This window comes from Tardiphaga alba (genome assembly GCF_018279705.1).
Taxonomy (GTDB): Bacteria; Pseudomonadota; Alphaproteobacteria; order Rhizobiales; family Xanthobacteraceae; genus Tardiphaga; species Tardiphaga alba.
The window spans coordinates 3,591,454-3,608,414 of record NZ_CP036498.1; the positions used below are offsets into that span (position 1 = coordinate 3,591,454).

Here is a 16,961-nt window from a genome sequence, read left to right on the forward strand (position 1 = left end):
CCAGATTGGCCTCCATGCAATGACTGCCGAGCGTTTCCTGCACTCCATCGACGGTATCAGTACATTCGCCGGCAAGGCTGCGGCCTGGCTTATTCTGGGACTGATGGGCCTCGTCTGCGCCGAAGTGTTCAAGCGCTATATGCTGAACATGCCGACGGCATGGATCTTCGACGCCTCCAACATGCTCTATGGCACGCTGTTCATGCTGTGCGGTGCCTATACGCTGGCGCAGAACGGACATGTGCGCGGCGACTTCCTGTATTCGTCGATGAAGCCGCGCACGCAGGCGTCGCTCGACCTCGTGCTTTACATCGTGTTCTTCCTGCCGGGCATCGCCGCCCTCGTCTATGCCGGCTGGGACTATGCCGGCGACAGCTGGCGCATCCGCGAACATTCAAATGTTACGGCCAATGGCCCGCCGGTCTATCACTTCAAGGCGATGATCCCATTGGCAGGCGCGTTGCTGCTGCTGCAGGGCATCGCCGAAATCGCGCGCGCCGCGATCTGCCTCAAGACCGGTGTGTGGCCGAGCCGGCTCAAGGACGTCTCCGAGATCGACGTGGTGGAGGAGCAGCTCGCGCTATCCGAACATGTCGATGAAGAAACCCGCCGCAATGCAATCGCGCATGCGCAGGATATCGAGGAAGCAGCGCGCCAGCGCGGCATGGGTGGGGAGACCCACAAATGAGCGATCCCGCCCTCGGCCTCCTGATGCTCGGCCTCATCGTCGTCGTGATCATGCTGGGCTTCCCCACGGCGTTCACGCTGATGGGCCTCGGCATGTTCTTCGGCTTCTTCGCCTATTACCGCGCCGGCGAGTCCTGGGCCGACAACCACATCTTCGACCTGATGGTCCAGCGCACCTATGGCGCCATGACCAATGACGTCCTGATCTCCATCCCGCTCTTCGTGCTGATGGGCTATGTGATGGAGCGCGGCGCACTGGTCGATAAGATGTTCTATTCGATCCAGCTGGCGTTCCGCCGCGTGCCGGCATCATTGGCCGTGGCGACGCTGATCGTCTGCACCTTCTGGGGCATCGCCTCCGGTCTCGTCGGCGCCGTCGTCGTGCTGATGGGCGTCATCGCCTTCAATCCGATGCTCAAGGCCGGCTATGACGTGAAGCTCGCCTCGGGCGTCATCACCGCCGGCGGCACGCTCGGCATCCTGATCCCGCCCTCGGTGATGATCATCGTTTATGCCGCTGTGGCCGGGCAGTCCGTGGTGAAGCTCTATGCCGCTGCGATGTTCCCCGGCTTCTTCCTGGCTTTCCTCTATCTCGTCTACATCATCGGCTGGGCGCTGCTGAATCCGAAGATCGCGCCGAAGCTGCCGGAGAGCGAAACGCGCGTGCCGGTGCGGCCGTGGATTTCAGACCTGCAGCAGGCCTATTCCCACAAGATGCTGCCGGCTCTGCTGACGGCGACAGTGGCTCCGGCGCGCGCCATGGCGCTGACCATGGACGGTGCACGGATCAGCTATGGCACGATCCTGAAGAATCTCGGCTTTGCGCTGGTGCCGCTGATCCTCGCGCTGTCCACCCTGTGGGCGGCGTGGTGGTACGTGGTCATCCATCCACAGCCGGACGCCCCTGCACCCGCTGCCATCACCGAACGCGTGCAGACGGGTGATGCCGGCAAGACCGAGCCCGTCGAGGAGAAACTGGAAGAGTTGGGCTCATCGCAATCGGGGTCGTCGCAGGAGAGCGAGCCGGAACAGCTGCAGCAAATGGGCAATGCCGAGCTACAGACCAGCACCGCGCCTGCCTATGTCGGCCCATCCCCGGAGTTCTACACGTATTTCGCCTTCACCGCGGCCATCATCGCGCTGATGCTGTTCTATTACTACTGGACCATGGGCGCCGAACAATTCGAGGTGTTGCGGCTGCTGACATCCTCGGTGATGCCGCTCGGCATCCTCACTGCCGTGGTGCTGGCGGTCATCTTGCTCGGCATCACCACGGCGACGGAGTCCGCCGCGGTCGGTGCTGCCGGCGCCTTCCTGCTCGCCTTCCAGGCGCGCACGCTGGACTGGAAGCGCACCAAGGAAGCCGTGTTCCTCACGGCCAAGACCACCAGCATGGTGTGCTGGCTGTTCGTGGGATCGGCGCTGTTCTCAGCGGTGTTCGCCATTCTCGGCGGCCAGGCCCTGCTGGAAAGCTGGGTGCTGTCGCTGAATCTCACGCCGCTGCAATTCATGATCCTGTCGCAGGCGATCATCTTCATCCTCGGCTGGCCACTGGAATGGACCGAGATCATCGTGATCTTCGTGCCGATCTTCCTGCCGATGCTGAAACATTTCGGCATCGACCCGATCCTGTGGGGCGTGCTGGTGTTCGTGAACCTGCAGGCGGCATTCCTGTCGCCGCCGGTGGCGATGTCCGCCTTCTACCTAAAAGGCGTCGCGCCGAAGCATGTCACGCTGAACCAGATCTTCGCCGGCATGATGCCCTATATGGCCATCGTCATCATCTGCATGGTGCTGATGTATATCTGGCCCGGCCTGACGCTCTGGCTGCCGAATTACCTCTACGGGAACTGACACGCAAAGCCGGTAGGATGGGTAGAGCGCAGGCGCGATAGCGCCGGAGCGAAACCCATCACTCCGTCGATGCGGCGGGCTCTGCCGATGGGTTTCGCTTCGCTCTACCCATCCTACGCGCCTGCGCTCTCGCCATTTCACCGAGCACCAATCCGACTGAGCCGGCATCCCCTTTGCAGGCCGAGTTATATGATGTACATCATTCAAAAGAATGAGGACCATCATATGACCGACCAGGCGATCGCGGCCCCGGCCGACACCCCGACACAGCAGGCTGGCGCCACCGCGGGTCAGATCGCGGTGCTCGCCGCACTGGCGTCAGTCGGCACGCTGGCCACCAATATCCTGCTGCCCTCACTGCCGCAGATGGCTGCCACCCTGCAGGTGACCACACCGGCCGTCACGGCGTCGATCACCATCTTCCTTGTGGTCTTTGCACTGGGCCAACTGGTGGTCGGGCCGATCTCGGACCGCTATGGCCGCCGCCTTCCCGTGCTGGCCGGCTTCGCCGTCTTCATCGCCGGCAGCGTCTGGTGCGGGCTGGCGACCGACCTGCCCGCGCTCCTGGTTGGCCGCGCCATTCAGGCGGCGGGCGCCTGCGCGACCTCGGTCCTGTCCCGCGCTATAGCACGCGACATGTTCAGCGGCGCCGCATTGGCTCGCGTGCTCACCATCGTGATGATCGCCCAGGCGGCAGCGCCGGGCTTCTCGCCGCTGCTCGGCGGCGGGCTCGACCACGTCTTCGGCTGGCGATCGGAATTCGTCTTTGTGGGCATCTTCGCGCTGGTCTCGGCGATCGCCTTCGCGGTCGTGCTCGGCGAGACGCATCATGCCACGCGCATCCCGCTCAATCCCATCGCCATCGGCACCACCTATGGCAAGCTCTCCACCAACCGGCATTTCCTGATTCCGGCTGTCACCGTCAGCTTGATCATGGGCGGGTTGTTCTCGCTGTTCTCCGCTGCGCCACGCGTGCTGATCGAGGGCTATGGCTTCACGCCCATCGCGCTCGGGCTGTTTTTCGCCGGCACGGTGATGGTGGTGTTCGGCTCGGGCATGCTGGCGGCGCGCCTGGCTCCGCGCGTCGGGCTGGAGCGCGCGATCCGTTACGGATTGCTCATTGCATTTGTCGGCGGCGTCGCCCTTCTTGCGGCGGCCGTGCTGCACGCCAATGTCGCGACCTTTATCGCAGCGACCTGCATCTTCCTGCTCGGCATGGGCGTGGTGAATCCGCTCGGCACCGCGCAGACCCTGTCGCCGTTCGGGACCCATGCCGGCGCGGCCTCCGCGCTACTCGGCTTCTGGCAGATGACGGGCGCCGCGATCGGCGTGTTTCTGGTCGCGACCATCGTGCCGGACGCCCTGCTGGCGCTGGGGATCGTCCTGACCGGCGGCTGCCTGCTCGCGGTCCTGCTCTATGCGATGCGCGCGCCTGTGCCGGCGCCCTGATCAGCGTGCGAGATAGCGCTCATAACCGCCCCGCACGACCTCATCGCTGCCGATCTCGGGATCAAGCGTGTAGAGATCCTGCGCCCGGCCGATGCCGCGCAATGCATAACGTCCGGTGGAGACCAGATATTTGCGGCCGGCGCTGTCGAGCCCGGTCTGGAATGCGGTCGATGTCAGCAGTGGCCGATCCACCGACGAGCACATGGAGGCGATGCGGCTCACTTCATTGACCGAAGGGCCGACCACCGTGAAATCCAGCCGCTCGTCGCTGCCGATATTGCCGTAAAACACCTCGCCCTCATGCAGCCCCACATAGGCGGTGGTGACCGGGCGACCGGCAGCCTGGCGCTTGGCATTCAGCGCGGCGATGTTCTTGCGGAACTGATGCTCGGCGCGCAGCGCGTTGCGCTTCGCCTTCACCATGTCGTCGGCGGTGAACATCGCGAGAATGCCATCGCCGATCAGCTTCAGCACATCGCCGCCGCATTCGTGAATCGCATCGATGGACGCTTCGGCATAGTCGTTCAGGAACGGGATGATCTCGTCGGGACCGATCGCCTCACCGATCCCCGTCGAATTGCGAAGGTCGGAGAACCACAGCACCGCCGTGATGCGCTCGGTGACGCCGCGGGTAATCTTGCCGCGCAACACCTGTTCGGCGGCATCGCGGCCGAGATAGACACGGCCGAGGGTGCGCGCGATTTCCATCTGCGCCGCAGACTTCAGCGCAAGGCCGAGCAACGGGACGAGTTCACGGAGCGCTGCCATCTGATCTTCGTCGAAGCCGGCCTCATGGCGGGTCGTCCAGTGCGAATAGACGCAGTCCATGTTTCCCATGGAGCCCTGTTCGCCGAACCGGTGCACGAAGACCGCGCCATGCCGGTGGCCACCGTCGCGCAGGTTCTGGATCATGTTGAACCGTTCGCCAACCGCGGGATCGAACAAATCGAGCCGCATCTCGTCATAGCCCTCTTCCAGCATGTGGAAGAACACCGAACGACGCCACGCCTCGGCCGCATCGCCGGTCGCCGTGGAGCCGTATTCGAACATCTCGCTCTCGTTGGTCTGCCTGTCGCTCCAGCGAAAGCCGCGCCCCTCGAACAGCGGATGCAGCGTGTCGAGAAAGACCTGCCCGCGCGACAGTTCGATCCCCATGGCAAGGCAGCGTTCGCAGAAGCCGCGGATCAGGTCGCTTTCCGGCGAGCCGGTCAGGCCCTGGCCGGTGAGCCAGTTCATCAGGTCAATACGGGGGGCTGTGTCCATGGCCATGTTCTACTCCGTCACGACCGCTTACGCGAAGCAAACTTCGCTTGATCTGCCGATCGTCCACGCCTTCGCCTTGCGCGAAAAAACATGAATTTCCCGGCGCTTGCCGCAACGCACGGCCTTCGGCCGCGTCAGCGGGCGAAGCCCGGGCGTGACAGCACTATCCCGCCATCACGCGTGCGAGGCCTGCTCCTTCTGCGCGACCACCACCGAGCCCGGGAACAGGCGCCGGATCAGGATGTAGAAGATCGGCGTGAAGATCAGCCCGAAGATGGTGACGCCGATCATGCCGAAGAACACGGCGACGCCGACCGCTTGGCGCATTTCCGAGCCCGAGCCCGACGAGATCACCAGCGGCAACACGCCGAGGATGAAGGCGAAGGACGTCATCAGGATCGGACGGATACGCAGGCGACACGCCTCGACAATGGCCTCGAGCTGGTCGCGGCCCTCCTGTTCGATGTCGCGCGCGAATTCGACGATCAGGATCGCGTTCTTCGCCGCAAGCCCCACCAGCACCACAAAGCCGATCTGTGTCAGGATGTTGATGTCCTGCCCCATGATGCGCACGCCGATAGTCGCCGCGAACAGGCACATCGGCACGATCAGGATGACCGCAAAAGGCAGCGACCAGCTACCATATTGCGCCGCCAGCACGAGATAGACGAACAGCACGCAGATCGGGAAGACGTAGAGACCGGCATTCCCGGCGGTGACCTGCTGATAGGACAGATCCGTCCATTCGAATGAGAATCCGCTCGGCAGCGTCTCGTCGGCGAGTTTCTTCATGGTGTTCAGCGCCGTCGCCGAACTGACGCCGGGCAGCGTGTCGCCCTGCAGCTCGGATGCCGGATAGAGATTGTAGCGCGGCACGCGGTCAGGCCCGGCCCGGTCCTCGAAATTCACGACGCTGCCGAGCAGCACCATATTGCCGCTGGCATTGCGAGTCTGCAGCCGAGCGAGATCGGCACGCTCCTTGCGGAATTGCAGATCGGCTTGCGCTGTGACGTGATAGGTGCGGCCGAGAATGTTGAAGTCGTTGACATAGGCCGAACCGAAATAGGTCTGGATCGCCTCGTTGACATTGGCGATCGGCACATTGAGCATCTGCGCCTTCTGCCGGTCGATATCGACGAAGACCTGCGGCGTGTTCGCGGTGAAGGGCGAGAACACCGATGTCAGGCCGGGCGCACGGCGCGCGGCATTGACGAGTTCGTCCGTCGCCTTCTCCAGGAGATCGGGGCCCCTACCCTGATTGTCGAGAATGCGCATGGCGAAGCCGCCGCCGGTGCCGATGCCCGACACCGCGGGTGGCGGCACCACGATGACCAATGCGCCTTCGATGGCGGCGAGCCGCTTGCGCAATTCAGCCGTGATCTTCGTCGCCGAATGGCCGTCCTTGGCGCGCTCTTCCGCATCCGCAAAGACCGGGAACAGCGCCGCGGCATTGGAGGCCTGCGTCCGCGTCGCACCATTGAATCCGGCGAAGGACGGCACGCGGACGACGCCGGGCACCTCGAGCGCAATGCGCTCGATCTCGCGGACGACTTCGGTGGTGCGGCTCAGCGACGCCGCACCGGGCAGTTGCACGACCACGATGACATAGCCGCGGTCCTGCGCGGGAATGAAGCCCTGCGGCGTCGCGTAAAGCAGCCAGCCGGCTGTGCCGATCAGTGCGGCATAGACCACGAGCATCAGCGCCAGATGATGGATGACAAAGCCGGCCGCAGTGCCATAGGCATGCGAGAGCTTGTCGAAGCCGCGATTGAACACGCCCGTAAACGCATTCCAGCCGCGCGCGATCACGTTCCAGTTCGGTGGCGGCTTCTTCTCGTGATGCTGGACCAGGATCATCGAGGCCAGCGCCGGTGACAAGGTCAGCGAACAGAAACAGGAGATCGCCGTCGCCACCGCGATGGTGACGGCGAATTGCTGGAAGAACTGCCCGGAAATGCCGCCGAGAAAGGCAGTCGGCACGAACACCGCGCACAGCACCAGCGCGATCGAGATCAGGGCGCCGCCGACCTCGGTCATGGTCAGCAATGCCGCCTCACGCCGACTCTTGCCTTCGGCCAGATGGCGCTCGACATTTTCCACCACCACGATGGCGTCATCGACCACGATGCCGACCGCCAGCACGAGGCCGAACAAAGTCAGATTATTGATGGAGAAGCCGAGCGCCGCCATGACCGCGAAGGTGCCCACCAGCGACACCGGAATGGCGATGATCGGAATGATCGCCGGCCGCCAGCCCTGCAGGAACACCAGCACCACGATCACGACCAGCAACATCGCCTCGTAGATCGTCTTGATCAGCTCATGCACCGACTGGGCGATGAATTCGGTGGGATTGTAGCCGATATTGTACTCAAGCCCTTTCGGGAATTCCGTCTTCAGTTTCGCCATGGTCTTGGCGATGGCATCCGCCGTGGCCAATGCGTTCGATCCCGGCCGCTGCGACACCGCGAGCGCCACTGCCGGCTTCTTCAGCAGGAAGCTGTTGGTCGTATAGGAGAGCGCGCCGAGCTCGATCCGCGCGACATCCTTCAAGCGCACGGTGCGGCCATCACTCCCCGCCTTGATGACGATATTGCCGAACTCCGCCTGGTCCTTGAGACGCCCCGTAAAGGTCAGGTTCGGCGAGAAGGCGCGGTCGGAGATCGGCGGCTCCGCGATCTGGCCACCGGCGATCTGGATATTTTGCGCACGGATCGCCGCGATCACGTCGCCCGCGGTCATGCCGAGATTGGCGATCTTGTCCGGATCCAGCCACAGCCGCATGGAATAGTCGCGGGCGCCAAATATCTGGATGTCGCCGACGCCGTCGAGGCGAAGCAGCTGGTCGCGCACGTTGCGCAGCGCATAGTTGGAAATATAGAGCTGGTCATAGGTGTCGTCGGGCGACAGCATGAACACGACCATCATCAGGTCGGGCGAGTTCTTGCGGGTGACGACGCCGTTGCGCTGGACCTCCTCGGGCAGGCGCGGCTGCGCGATGGCGACGCGGTTCTGCACCAGCACCTGTGCCTTATCGAGATCGGTGCCGAGCTTGAAGGTGACGGTGATGTTGAGCTGGCCGTTCGAGGTCGCCTGGCTGTAGAGATACAGCATGTCCTCGACGCCGTTGATCTCCTGCTCGATCGGCGTCGCGACGGTCTCGGACACGGTCTGAGCGGAAGCGCCGGGATATTGCGTGGTGATCACCACCGTGGGCGGCGCCACTTCCGGATATTCGGACACCGGCAGCGTCGTGTAAGCCAGCGCGCCGACGATGATCAGCACGATGGACATCACCATCGCGAGGATCGGACGATTGATCGAGAGGCTGCCGAGATTCATGGCTTTGCGCCGCCAGCGGGAGCGACGGGCTTCACCTCGCCCATTTTCGGCGCAACCTTCGCCCCGACGCGGGCGCGCTGCAGGCCGTCGATGATGATGCGGTCGTCGGCCTTCAGGCCGTCGCGGATCACCCGCAGCCCATCATCAAGCGGACCGAGCGTCACCGGCCGCGCTTCCACCGTATCGTCTGGCTTCACCACCATCACGATCTTTCGCGATTGGTCGGTGGCGAGCGCGGTGTCTGGAATCAGCAGCGCTTCATATTGCCCGCTGGCGATGACGCGGAGACGCGCGAACTGGCCCGGCAGGATCGAGAGGTCATGATTATCGACGATGGCGCGGCCGCGCAGCGTGCCGGTGCCGATATCGAGCCGGTTGTCGAGGAAGTCCATCTTCCCCTCCTTGGTCGGCTTGCTGTCGCCGGTCAGCGTAATCTGCACGGGGTTCGGCGTATCGCGCGAGCTTGGCCGCCTGCCCTCGAACCACAGCCGGCTGTTGCGCTGATAGATGCTCTCGTCCATGTCGAAATACAGATAGATCGGCGTCATCGACACGATGGAGGTCAGCAGCGTGGCGCCACTGTCACTGCCATTGACGAGATTGCCGACGCTGATCAGATGCCGGCTGACGCGGCCATCGATGGGCGCGACCACTTTCGTATATTCGAGATTGAGTTTTGCGAGCTTGAGCGCGCCTTCGGCCACCAGCACCGAGGCCTGTGCCGCCGCCAGCGCTTGGCTGCGCTGATCGACGATGTTTTCGGAGATCGCCTGCGTCTTGATCAGCGTGGTGGCGCGGTCGAGTTCTTTCTGCGCGAGATCGACCTTGGCCTTGGCATCGTCGAGTTGGCCCTGCGCCTGCTCCGCCGCGGCTTCATACTGGCGCGGATCGATTTCGTAGAGAACATCGCCGGCCTTCACCACGGCGCCGTCCACAAATGTCACCTTGGTGACAAAGCCGGTGACACGCGCGCGGATCTGCACCTGATCGACCGCATCGAAGCGACCGGTGAATTCATCCCAGTCGGTGGTCTGTTTCTTGAGCGGATTGGCGACCGTGACGGGGGGCGCCGGCGGTGCGGCTGCCTCCGGCTTCTTCTCGCAGCCGGCAAGCAGCACGGCGAGGATGACGGACGCGGCGGGAATGATCGATCTGACGCAATTCAAGACAAATGCCCCCAACAAGCCGACTGACCGAAATCAATCCTACATGAAAATTGCGACGCGTCGAAGTTTTTACAACCGACCGCCGCAACCTCATCCGGGTGAGCAAATGGGCGGCAGCCGCCCGACGCGCAAGGCGCCCCGGCCGCACGAAAGTTTGATGCGGCCTATACCGGCGGATAGCTTGTCAGCAGTCGCTCGGCGCAGGATTGCCGGCAAAACGCTCGCCCATCCAGATCACCGCCGCATTGGCCGAGTCGCGCGCGGCGAAGCCGTGATTGACGTTGGGCATCAGATGCATGGTGACGCGGCTGCCGGCTTTGCACTGGCGCTGGAAATAGGCCTGGGTTACGGCCGGCTGCACCAGATTGTCGTTGCTGCCCTGGGCGAGGAAGAGCGGGATGTTCTTCGGCAACGTCCCCGGTGAATTGCGCGCGGCCAGCGATTTGTAGGGCTCGACCGTCGCAATACTGGGCACCGACAGGAATGTCTGCTCGAGCACCTTTTCCTGGCTCTGCCGCTCGATGATGTCGAAGATGCTTTCGATGCATTCATTGGCGAGCCGATCGACCGTCGCCATCGCGGCGGGGACGACGACCTTGTCGATGGGCGCCTTGAACACGCGGGCCCAGGACCACAGCGTCATCGCCGTGAGATTCTTGCCGCCGGAGGTCATGAAGTCATCGGCCATCAGCGTGACCAGATCGGTGGCCGGTGCGGCGGCAGCCACGCCGACGAGATTGAGTTCGGGCGCATAGGTCCTGGCGAGAAGCCCCGTATAAAGCGCGGCATGGCCGCCCTGCGAGTGGCCCCAGACCGCGAAACTGTTGCCACCGCCGGCATTGGGCAGCCCGCGCGCCACGCGCACGGAATCCAGCACCGCGCGCGCTTCGCTGCTGCCGATCAGATACGGATGCGGCCCGGCCGTGCCGAGACCGGGATAATCGGTGGCGACCACGATGGCGCCGCGTTCGATCAGTGGCCACAGCCCCTGCATCTGCTGAAACACGAACAGCGCCAGCGACGGCGCGCAATGCGGGACGACGCCTGTGGTGGGATGTGCCCATGCGACGACGGGGCGACCATTGGGTGGCGCTGCGCCGGGCGGAATGACGGCGACGCCGGAGACCGCGATCGGCTCGTCATTCATGCCCCTGGAGCGATAGAGAATCCGAAAGGCCTGCGCACCCGCGGGCGCAAACTGCATCGGCTCAGAGCGGATCAGCGTGCCCGGCGGGCCGGCGATCTCCTGCGGCGTGGCTTGATAGAACGGCGTTTGCGCCATCGTAGGTACAGCAACAGCTGCGAGCAACGTGATCAGGACATGTCGCAACAAAGCCCGGCTCCTTGTCATCGCTCACATCCCGTAAAGCAGCTTCAAGCGCCCGGCCGCGCGCAGCTGCACCTGCAACGCATCGCTCGCCAGCGCGATCTTCGATACACCCGCCGATGCAAGCTGCACTTCGCTGCGGAAACCATCACTGAGCGGCCGGCTCAGCTTTGCATTGGCCGAGGTCATCAGGCGATCGTGTTCGGCTTTGTAGTCCAGCGCCATCTTCGCTTTGAGCTGCTGCAGGAAGTCGTTGTTACTGAGCAGCGCTGCCACATCCGACGCCGCGATGGTGGCCGCATCGGCCTGCAGCGCGAGATCGGGGAATTGCACGGCGCCATCGTCGCCCGGCTGCGGTGTCGCCGTGAGATAGACCCAGTCGCCGGGCCCCGAGGGCGATGACAGCCGCAAGCCAACCACGAGTTTGCCGTTCGACGGATAGATATCGAAATCGGCAAAGCCCGGCCCGCCCTGCGCAGCCGATGCCGCGAGCGCCGTCTGCACCTGCTGCTTGATGGCGGCATAGGCGATGCTGACGGGCACGAGGACTTCGAAACGCCCGGGCGCACTGACCTCGGAGCCCAGCGCCGGCAATGGCGTCGGTGCAGGCGCCGGCGGCTGCGTGCCTATAAATGTCTGCGTGGTCGTCGTCAGTTCGGCGGAGCCTTCGAGCACATTGCCCTGCGCACGCACGCCCGAGAACGCGATGCCCTGTGGCATGGTCTGCACCCAGATCGGCGGCGTATCGACGATCTGCACATTGGCGAACGCCTTCTGCCAGGCCTGCGTCGCCTTCGCCTTGATATTCAGCGCGCGGATATTCGCGGTGACGTCGCCCTGGATCTTCGCGAGCTGCGCCCTGATCTTCGGCTCCACATATTTCGACATGTTGATGCGGAAGCCGAGGATCTGCAGCTCCGGCGGCTCCTGCCAGCGAAAGCCTTCGCTCATGTCGAGCGTCACCGACCAATCCTGCCGCAATTGCGGACGCGCGCTGGCATAGACGGTCATCGCGCCCTCCGCCCCGCCTTTCAACATACGCGCAAAGCCGCGGGTGCCTTGCGCCTCTACACTGCCGAACAAGGGCGTGGATGCGACGAGGCGTCCACTCTCCGCGCGCATGGACACCGGACCCGTGCGCTCGATCTCGCCCGAATAGGTGCAATCCACATTGACCATGCGGCCCAGGATCCGGCGCTGCCAGCAACTGGTGGTGCGGTCATCGAACGACGCCAGCACTTTCGGCACGCGGCGCGCCAGTGCATTGTTGATGGCGGGGATGCCGAATTCGATGATCGCGGAAATCTGCGATGTGGTGATGGCCGGCATGGCCTGATCCGCACCGAGCGGCGGCTTGTCGGCAGCGAATGCGACTGTCGGCAAGACGACACAAAGAATGGCGCCGATGGGCCAACGAACCCAGGATCGCGTTAAGCCTGATTCAAATTGTCGAGGCGGAACAACAGACGTCAGCGTCTTCGTCATGTGGACCTCGACCTGCGCCCGACAGCACGGCACCTGCAATGGCACCATGCCACCTTACCACCTGTGGATGACGTATCAAGCAGGTGCGTATCGCGCGGAGCTTGTCTGCAGCTTTTCAAGGGGATGAGCCGTTGTGTCGCGTCTGGCGTGTGCGGCATGGCGAGACGCGCCCGGATCGATTACATTCGGCGCTCCATTATCAGAAGGAACCATTGTGTTATCGCTCGAACTCGGGATCGTCGCGGTCCTGATCGTCCTCAACGGCCTGCTCGCAATGTCCGAGCTGGCGATCGTTTCGTCCCGCCCTGCCCGCCTCGCCGGCCTCGTCGAAAAAGGCGTGAAGGGCTCGCGCCGCGCACTGGCGCTGTCCTCGGACCCCGGCAAGTTTCTCTCCACCGTGCAGATCGGCATCACGCTGATCGGCGTGCTCTCGGGCGCATTCTCGGGCGCAACCCTTGGTCAGCGCCTGACGGCGGAGCTGCTCGATCTCGGCATGTCGAAAGGCCTTGCCGATACGCTCGGCGTCGGCATCGTCGTCTCGCTCATCACCTACGCATCGCTGATCATCGGCGAACTCGTGCCCAAGCAGATCGCATTGCGCGATCCCGAAGCCGTTGCCGTGCGCGTTGCGCCGGCGATGGTGTTGCTGGCGAAGATTTCATTGCCCGTGGTGTGGCTGCTGGACCGCTCCGGCAAAGCGATCCTGTTCCTGCTCGGCCAGCGCGGCGTCAATGAAGACAAGGTCAGCGAGGCCGAGATCCATACGCTGGTGACGGAAGCGGAGACCGCGGGCGTGCTCGAACCCGGCGAGAAGGAAATGATCGCCGGCGTGATGCGCTTAGGCGACCTCCCCGTCGGCGCGGTGATGACGCCGCGCCATGAGGTGGCGATGATCGACCTCGCCGATCCCATCGAGACCATTCACGCCGAAATCACCGGCTCGTCGCATTCGCGCTTTGCGGTGTTCGACGGCAACATGGATTCCGCCATCGGCATCGTGCAGGCCAAGGACCTGCTCGGCGCGTTTCTCGCCGGAGGCACGCCGGATATCCGCGCGCTGGTGCGCGAGGCGCCGGTGATCCCCGACACGCTGGATGCGCGCGACGTCGTGCGGATCCTGCGTGAGTCCGCCGTGCATATGGGCCTCGTCCATGACGAATACGGCACCTTCCAGGGCGTCGTGACATCGGCCGACATTCTCGAAGCCATCGTCGGCGCGTTCCACACCGAGGAAGGCCCGGCCGAACTCGCCTTCCACAAGCGGGAGGATGGCTCCTATCTGATCTCCGGCTGGATGCCGGCGCTGGAATTCATGTCGCTGCTGGCGATCGAGCCGCCGCAGGGCTCGCGGCCGTATCAGACCTTTGCGGGCTTCCTGCTCTATGAGTTCGGCCGCATCCCCGATGTCGGCGACGCCATCATCTCGCATGGCTGGACATTCGAGGTGATGGATCTCGACGGCCGCCGCATCGACAAGGTGCTGGCGACGAAGATGGTCGAGGAAGAGACGGGCTAGCCTCCATTCCGCCCTCATGGTGAGGAGCGCGCCCTTGCGCGCGTCTCGAACCATGAGCTGTCTTGGCTCGGAGATTGCGGCCATCCTTCGAGACGCCGCGCAAAATACGCGGCTCCTCAGGATGAGGGCGGAGTGCGGTAAAGCACGACGTTACAAAATTTCCAGAACAGTCTCAGCCGGCCGGCATACGCGTGCGCCCTTGGGCGTCACGACGACCGGCCGGTTGAGCAGGATGGGATGTGCGGCGATGGCATCGAGCAGCGCATCGTCGCCCTGCGTGGGATCGGCGAGCCCGAGTTCGCCATAGACCGCTTCCTTCTCGCGAAGCAAACCGCGCACACCGCCGACAGCTTTGGCCAAAGCCTTGAGCTGCTGTCGATCCGGCGGCGTCTTGAGATATTCGATCACCACCGGTTCGACACCACGCTCCTGAAGCAGAGCGAGCGTGGTGCGCGAGGTGCCGCAACGCGGATTGTGATAGATCGTGACGGTCATGCTCGGACCCGTAGCCCGGATGAAGCGCAGCGCAATCCGGGGGCAGCAAAACTAGTTGAAACGCCGGTCCCCGGGTTTCGCTTCGCTCCACCCGGGCTACACATTACTCGATCGGCTTGTTGAACTTGTTCGAGGTCGGCAGGCCCGTGGCCTGACGGCCGGCATCGGCGCGGTTGCCGCGCCATTCCGCCAGTTCCTTCCAGGTCATCGAGCGTTCGCGATCTGCAGAGTCGCGCCAGGTAAGACCCGCCTTGGCGTTGAACACGGCCACGTCGGACAGACTGGCGCTGGTGTATTTCTGCAGACGCACGCCGCGGCCCTTCGACATTTCCGGCACGTCGCTGAGCGGGAAGATCACCATCTTGTGGTTGGTGCCGATTACGGCGACCTGATCGGTCCCCTCTTCCACCAGGGTCAGGCAACGCGCCTCGTTGGGCATGTCCACACTGATGATCTGCTTGCCCTTGCGGGTCGCGCTGACGCAATCGTCCTCGCCCACCACGAAGCCCTGGCCCTCAAGGCTGGCGATGAGGAATTTGCGGCCGCCCTTGTGCACGAACACCGAGACGATGGCGGCATCGCCTTCCATGTCGATGAACAGGCGGATCGGCTCGCCATGACCGCGGCCACCGGGGAGCTTCGCCACGTCGAGCGTGTAGAAACGGCCATTGGTGGCAAGCAGCATCAGCTTCGACGTGGTCTCCGCGAAGAAGGCCTGGCCGAGCTTGTCGTCCTGCTTGAAGGTGAGGTTCGACAGATCGGCAACCTGGCCCTTCAGGGTGCGCACCCAGCCCTTGTCGGAAATCACGACGGTGACGGGCTCGCGCTCGACCAGCGACTCTTCGAGGGCTGCGAGATCGTGCTCCGGTGCATCCGCGAACACCGTGCGGCGCTTGCCGAGCGGCGTCTTCGGACCGAACATTTCGCGCACCTTGCGCACCTGTTCGCCAACCTTTGACCACTGCACAGCTTCCGAACCGAGGATCTCGTTGATCCCCTTCAGCTCGGCGCGCAGGGCCTTGTCTTCCTTCTTGATCTCGAACTCTTCGAGCTTGCGCAAGCTACGCAGGCGCATGTTCAGGATCGACTCCGCCTGCAGCTCGGTGAGGCTGAAGGCCTTCATCAACACCGGCTTCGGCTCATCCTCGGTGCGGATGATGCGAATGACCTCGTCGATATTGAGATAGGCGATCAGGTAGCCGCCGAGCACTTCGAGGCGATGCTCGATCTGGCCCTTGCGGTGCTGCGAACGGCGCAACAAGACTTCGCGCAGATGGTCGAGCCATTCGCGCAGGCATTCGGCGAGGCCGAGCACCCTTGGGATACGACCCTTGACCAGGACGTTGAGGTTGAGCGGGATCTTGCTTTCAAGCTCGGTGAGCTTGAACAACGACTCCATCACGAGGCCGGCATCGACATTGCGCGTCTTCGGCTCGATGACGACGCGGATATCTTCCGCGGATTCATCGCGGATGTCGCCGACCAGCGGCAGTTTCTTGTCGTTGAGCAGTTCGGCGATCTTCTCGATCAGGCGCGACTTCTGCACCAGCCACGGGATTTCCGTGACCACGATATTCCATGCGCCGCGTGCGCCCTCTTCCACCGACCATTTTGCACGGGTGCGGAACGAGCCACGGCCCGTCGTGTAGGCCTCGGCGATCGATTCCTTCGAGTCGATAATGATGCCGCCGGTGGGAAAATCCGGTCCCTTGACGAAGCGCAGCAGCGCCTTCGACTTGGCATCGGGCTTCTCGATCAGATGCAGCGCGGCGTCGCAGAGTTCGGCGGCGTTGTGCGGCGGGATCGAGGTCGCCATGCCGACGGCGATGCCCTGCGCGCCATTGGCGAGCAGGTTCGGGAAGCCGCCCGGCATCACTGCCGGCTCCTTCGACTGGCCGTCATAATTCGGCTTCAGCTCGACAGCGTCTTCGTCGATGCCTTCGATCAAGAGCCGCGCGACGTCCGTCATGCGCGCTTCGGTGTAACGATAGGCAGCCGCACTATCGCCGTCGATATTGCCAAAGTTGCCCTGGCCGTCGACCAGCGGATAGCGCGAGGAGAAATCCTGCGCGAGGCGCACCATGGCGTCATAGATCGCCTGGTCGCCATGCGGATGGAACGAGCCCATCACGTCGCCGACGATCTTGGCGGACTTCTTGAACGGCGTGCCCGGATCGAGCCTGAGCAGGCGCATGCCATAGAGGATGCGGCGGTGAACCGGCTTCAGGCCGTCCCGCGCATCGGGCAGCGCGCGATGCATGATCGTGGAGAGCGCATAAGCGAGATAGCGCTCCTCGAGCGCCTCGCGAAGCTGCACCTCGTGAATTTCAGCCGGCTCCGGCGGAATCAGTCTTTTTCCCATGGCGGGGCATTAGCG

The 16,961-nt window shown here is 63.7% G+C and carries 11 protein-coding genes; 4 read left to right on the forward strand and 7 right to left on the reverse strand.

The window, feature by feature from the left end:
• Positions 1-19 precede the first annotated feature (19 nt).
• The 3 genes from RPMA_RS16980 to RPMA_RS16990 all read left to right on the forward strand — a co-directional run bounded on the left by RPMA_RS16980 (position 20) and on the right by RPMA_RS16990 (position 3,990).
• Positions 20-688 (forward strand): TRAP transporter small permease subunit, encoded by a 669-nt coding sequence (locus RPMA_RS16980; RefSeq protein WP_211908892.1) that lies wholly within the window; start codon positions 20-22, stop codon positions 686-688.
• Complete coding sequence (locus RPMA_RS16985) at positions 685-2,541, forward strand: TRAP transporter large permease (RefSeq protein ID WP_211908893.1); 1,857 nt, start codon at positions 685-687, stop codon at positions 2,539-2,541. Before RPMA_RS16980 ends, RPMA_RS16985 begins: the two co-directional genes overlap by 4 nt.
• A gap of 225 nt (positions 2,542-2,766) precedes the next feature.
• Entirely contained in the window at positions 2,767-3,990 is a 1,224-nt protein-coding gene (locus tag RPMA_RS16990; RefSeq protein WP_211908894.1) for a multidrug effflux MFS transporter, read from the forward strand.
• Here the strand turns inward: RPMA_RS16990 and RPMA_RS16995 are convergent, their stop codons facing one another.
• From RPMA_RS16995 to RPMA_RS17015, 5 genes are all read right to left on the reverse strand, one after another.
• A complete protein-coding gene (locus tag RPMA_RS16995) occupies positions 3,991-5,253 on the reverse strand; it encodes an adenylate/guanylate cyclase domain-containing protein (RefSeq protein ID WP_211913700.1) in 1,263 nt (420 codons plus the stop codon).
• Positions 5,254-5,427: 174 nt separating this feature from the next.
• Positions 5,428-8,595 carry an efflux RND transporter permease subunit gene (locus tag RPMA_RS17000; protein WP_211908895.1) on the reverse strand — a complete coding sequence of 1,056 codons (3,168 nt, stop codon included), beginning with the start codon at positions 8,593-8,595 and terminating at the stop codon, positions 5,428-5,430.
• Positions 8,592-9,761 (reverse strand): efflux RND transporter periplasmic adaptor subunit, encoded by a 1,170-nt coding sequence (locus RPMA_RS17005; RefSeq protein ID WP_249225243.1) that lies wholly within the window; start codon positions 9,759-9,761, stop codon positions 8,592-8,594. Before RPMA_RS17005 ends, RPMA_RS17000 begins: the two co-directional genes overlap by 4 nt.
• Before the next feature lie 184 nt (positions 9,762-9,945).
• Positions 9,946-11,094: an alpha/beta fold hydrolase gene (locus RPMA_RS17010; protein ID WP_249225245.1), complete on the reverse strand. Its 1,149-nt coding sequence runs from the start codon at positions 11,092-11,094 to the stop codon at positions 9,946-9,948.
• Between the two features lie 21 nt (positions 11,095-11,115).
• The gene (locus tag RPMA_RS17015; protein ID WP_211908898.1) at positions 11,116-12,471 is read right to left on the reverse strand and encodes a DUF4403 family protein; all 1,356 of its coding nucleotides are present in this window, start codon (positions 12,469-12,471) and stop codon (positions 11,116-11,118) included.
• Positions 12,472-12,787: 316 nt separating this feature from the next.
• Between RPMA_RS17015 and RPMA_RS17020 the strand changes: the two genes are divergently transcribed.
• On the forward strand, positions 12,788-14,089 hold the full coding sequence (locus tag RPMA_RS17020) for a hemolysin family protein (RefSeq protein ID WP_211908899.1): 1,302 nt from the start codon (positions 12,788-12,790) through the stop codon (positions 14,087-14,089).
• Between the two features lie 150 nt (positions 14,090-14,239).
• Here the strand turns inward: RPMA_RS17020 and arsC are convergent, their stop codons facing one another.
• Both arsC and parC read right to left on the reverse strand, forming a co-directional pair.
• Positions 14,240-14,584 (reverse strand): arsenate reductase (glutaredoxin), encoded by a 345-nt coding sequence (arsC, locus tag RPMA_RS17025; RefSeq protein WP_211908900.1) that lies wholly within the window; start codon positions 14,582-14,584, stop codon positions 14,240-14,242.
• A 103-nt stretch (positions 14,585-14,687) separates the two neighbouring features.
• Entirely contained in the window at positions 14,688-16,946 is a 2,259-nt protein-coding gene (gene parC / locus RPMA_RS17030; RefSeq protein ID WP_211908901.1) for a DNA topoisomerase IV subunit A, read from the reverse strand.
• Positions 16,947-16,961: the final 15 nt, after the last annotated feature.

What these genes read in the sequence shown, in the direction of transcription:
- RPMA_RS16980 (WP_211908892.1), top strand. Translation starts at nt 20, where the DNA reads ATGACTGCCGAGCGTTTCCTGCACTCCATCGACGGTATCAGTACATTC.
- RPMA_RS16985 (WP_211908893.1), top strand. Translation starts at nt 685, where the DNA reads ATGAGCGATCCCGCCCTCGGCCTCCTGATGCTCGGCCTCATCGTCGTC.
- RPMA_RS16990 (WP_211908894.1), top strand. Translation starts at nt 2,767, where the DNA reads ATGACCGACCAGGCGATCGCGGCCCCGGCCGACACCCCGACACAGCAG.
- RPMA_RS16995 (WP_211913700.1), bottom strand. Translation starts at nt 5,253, where the DNA reads ATGGACACAGCCCCCCGTATTGACCTGATGAACTGGCTCACCGGCCAG.
- RPMA_RS17000 (WP_211908895.1), bottom strand. Translation starts at nt 8,595, where the DNA reads ATGAATCTCGGCAGCCTCTCGATCAATCGTCCGATCCTCGCGATGGTG.
- arsC (WP_211908900.1), bottom strand. Translation starts at nt 14,584, where the DNA reads ATGACCGTCACGATCTATCACAATCCGCGTTGCGGCACCTCGCGCACC.
- parC (WP_211908901.1), bottom strand. Translation starts at nt 16,946, where the DNA reads ATGGGAAAAAGACTGATTCCGCCGGAGCCGGCTGAAATTCACGAGGTG.